The sequence below is a fragment of the Chloroflexota bacterium genome, assembly GCA_016235055.1.
Lineage (GTDB): Bacteria > Chloroflexota > Anaerolineae > JACRMK01 > JACRMK01 > JACRMK01.
Genome location: JACRMK010000101.1, coordinates 1 through 3,182, shown reverse-complemented (window position 1 = coordinate 3,182; position 3,182 = coordinate 1). Strand labels below are relative to the sequence as shown.

Genomic DNA, 3,182 nt, shown 5'->3' with positions numbered 1-3,182 from the left:
GGAGAAGGGGCAGGGGATGAGGGGGCATATTGGCAGCCGACTCCAAAATGAGAATTGCTGCGCGGCTCTCAACCCGCTTGACCGCAGCTTGCAGAACAGTATACTCGAAAACAGAAAGTGAGACTATCGCATCCGATGGCAAGTACCCAATCCAAGCGCCGTGCAGTCCAACCCGTTAGCGCTACCGAGCCGGTCACGACGCGCGCGGGCACGCTGCCCTCGCGCGGCTTCACCCGTTGGGGCCAACTGCTCGTCGCCTGCCCGAACTGCAGCGGCCCCGCCGGCGTGGATGCCTCCGGCGACATCTGGTGCTGGGCTTGTAACTTCACGTCGGCTGGCCCCGCCGGATGCACCTGATAATCAAGAATGCCGGCCGTGCGCCGACCTGCGAGGACACGTAATTGACAATGACCCACTCCGCGGACTACTTGCATGAAGTCGGGATGCTCAACCGCACCCCACGCACCGGTTTTCAATTTCTCGGCTCGGCTCGGCAGTCGGTCGCCGAGCACAGCCACCGCATGCTGCATGTCGCGTTCCTGCTGGCGCGCATGAGCGCCGAGTTGGTGGACGAGTTGAAGCTGTTGCACCTCGTGATGTTCCACGACCTGCCCGAAGCACGCACCGGCGACCAGAACTACGTGGCGCGCCGCTATGTTCACGAAGATCTGGAAGGCGTTCTGCGCGACGGCGAGCAGGCATGGCCCTACGGCGATCAGATCGTCGCGCGCGTGCGCGAATTCGAGGCGCGCGAGACGCTGGAAGCACGGCTGGCGCGCGACGCCGATCAACTGGAGTTGCTGCTCGTCCTCAAAGAAGAGGCCGATCTGGGCAATCCGCGTGCCGACAACTGGATCGGCCCGTTGCTGGCCCGGCTGCAGACCGATGCCGGCCGCACGCTAGCCGAAGAGATTCTCTCAACACCGAGCGACCACTGGTGGTTCCACGATCGCGATGACCCGCACTGGGTGGCGGGACACAAGCGACCGGCGCAACAATAATCCGAAAGGCAAGAACGCATGGGCAAACGTGGCGAGGGATGGGTGGCGCTGCAATTCATTGCGATGGCGCTGGTCGGGCTGGCGCCGTTGGTGGAGCAGGCATACCTGCCGTCGTGGCTGGCCTGGCCCGGCTTTGCGCTGATGGTCGCAGGCGGCGCGCTCGGCATCGCGGGCCTCCTGCACCTGGGCGAGAGCTTGACGGCGTTTCCCCGGCCGCTCGAGCGCGGGCAACTGGTCACGTCCGGCGCCTATGCGCTCGTGCGGCACCCGATCTACGCGGGACTGATCATCGCCGCGGTCGGTTGGGCACTATGGAACACCGGCCTATTGACACTGGCGGCGGCTGTGTTGCTCTTCGTCTTCTTTGATATGAAGTCGCGACTGGAAGAACGCTGGCTGGCCGAGAAGTACCCGGACTACCCTGCCTATCGCCAGCGCGTGAAGAAGCTGATCCCGTGGGTATATTGAAATTCCACAAAGCAAGGAAAGGTACTCGCCGCATGTAGGGACAGGCCTTTGGCCTGTCCGATGGGCAGGTCAAAGACCTGCCTCTACACGACGGGCCGCACAGCTTGTCCGACGTGACTGCGACATGTTCGAGAACCTGCGTGCAGCCCGTTCGGAACGGTGACAGGTCATTTCGCAAACCACCCAATTGGAACGTTTCATGGGTGATTCTCCCTAATAGGTCCGCTAGTCGTACAGCCAGAACTCCCGCGCTCGTCGCCGGTAGTCGCGCGCGATCCGTGCCGGCGCGCTGCCGGGCGCTTGCCACGCCGCCGTAACCTCGGCCATTGGCGCGTCCGCGGCGAGCAACTGGCGCAGTCGTGGCATGCCAGTCAACAGATCGAAGTGAGGCTCCGGCCCCTCCCACGAAGATGCCAGAAACTCAAACGCGCCGGGATTCTGGCGACGGCATGCGTCGACCATGTGCAGGCCGACCGTGAACGCGCGCAGACGTGCGCGGTCGGTCACGTGCACCTGCACGCCATGACACGCGACGCCGACGAACTTACCAAACGTCGGTACGAACGATGCCGCGCGGAAGCGCGCCCCAGGCAGGGCGCGCTTATTCAGATCGGCGGCGAGCGCGTGCGCGTCGAGCCACGGCGCGCCGATCAGCTCGAACGGCTTGGTGGTGCCGCGCCCCTCGCTGACATTCGTCCCCTCGAACAGGCACGTGCCGGGGTAGACGATCGTCGTCGCGAAGGTCGGCACGTTCGGCGAAGTCGGCACCCACGGCAGGCCGGTACGGTCGAACCACTGGCCGCGCGTCCACCCGTCCACAACCACCACGCGCAAGCGGCACCCGATGCCGCACTCGGCGTTGATGAAGCGCGCCATCTCGCCAATCGTCAGCCCGTAGCGAACCGGCACCGGGTAGCGCCCCACGAATGAACGGATGGCCGGCTCCAGCACCGGACCCTCGATGACACGCCCGCCGAGCGGGTTCGGCCGGTCGAGCACAACCACTTGAATGCCAGCTTCGGCAGCCGCTTCCATGACATAGCCGAGCGTGTTCAGGTAAGTGTAATAGCGGCAGCCGATGTCCTGCACGTCGAACAGCAGCAGGTCGAGTCCCTTGAGCATGGCGGGCGTCGGCTTGCGGTGGTCGCCATACAGGCTGTGCACCGGTATGCCGGTATGCGCGTCCACGCCTGAACCGACCGCCAGTGCGTCCTGCACGTCGCCGCGGATGCCGTGCTCCGGCCCGAACAGCGCCGCCAGCCGCGCGCCCGGCAGCGCTGCAAGCGCGTCGGCCGTCGTGGTCAGATCGGGCAGGACGCCGGTTGGATTGGTGACCAGGCCGATACGCTTGCCGCGCAGCAACCGCCGTTCACGTTTTAGCAGGTTCTCGATTCCCGGCACAGCACGCGCAACCGCCATCCCGCACCCTTTCGATCAATAGACGTAAGTGTTCAGCCCAGCTTGTCTTTGCGAGCGGTTTTTGCGAAGCAATCTCCACCCGTGTTGGGCGAGAGGGCTGCCGCGAGATTGCTTCGTCGCAAACGACGCTCCTGCTCAGAAACTTCGCTGCGACCAACGGCAAGGCGCCCAGGTTGTCGCCCCAGCGAAAGCCGGGGCCCAGAGTCAACACCCCTGGATGCCGGCTCCCATGAAAATGGATCGCATCCTGTGGTAGGGCCAGGTCTTTGACCTGGCCGACTGGACGGGTCAAAG

General features: G+C 64.6%; 4 protein-coding genes. 3 read left to right on the top strand and 1 reads right to left on the bottom strand.

What is annotated here, in order from left to right; translation table 11 throughout:
• Nucleotides 1-135 precede the first annotated feature (135 nt).
• Genes HZB53_22730 through HZB53_22720 form a run of 3 tightly spaced genes read left to right on the top strand, consistent with a single transcriptional unit; the run spans nt 136 to nt 1,469 of the window.
• On the top strand, nt 136-357 hold the full coding sequence (locus HZB53_22730; protein ID MBI5880477.1) for a hypothetical protein: 222 nt from the start codon (nt 136-138) through the stop codon (nt 355-357).
• A 50-nt stretch (nt 358-407) separates the two neighbouring features.
• Nucleotides 408-1,001, top strand: a complete 594-nt coding sequence (locus HZB53_22725; GenBank protein MBI5880476.1) for an HD domain-containing protein — start codon at nt 408-410, stop codon at nt 999-1,001.
• A gap of 18 nt (nt 1,002-1,019) precedes the next feature.
• Nucleotides 1,020-1,469, top strand: a complete 450-nt coding sequence (locus HZB53_22720; GenBank protein ID MBI5880475.1) for an isoprenylcysteine carboxylmethyltransferase family protein — start codon at nt 1,020-1,022, stop codon at nt 1,467-1,469.
• A gap of 225 nt (nt 1,470-1,694) precedes the next feature.
• Here HZB53_22720 and HZB53_22715 read toward each other — a convergent pair whose 3' ends face one another.
• Nucleotides 1,695-2,888: a DUF1343 domain-containing protein gene (locus HZB53_22715; protein MBI5880474.1), complete on the bottom strand. Its 1,194-nt coding sequence runs from the start codon at nt 2,886-2,888 to the stop codon at nt 1,695-1,697.
• Nucleotides 2,889-3,182 lie beyond the last annotated feature (294 nt).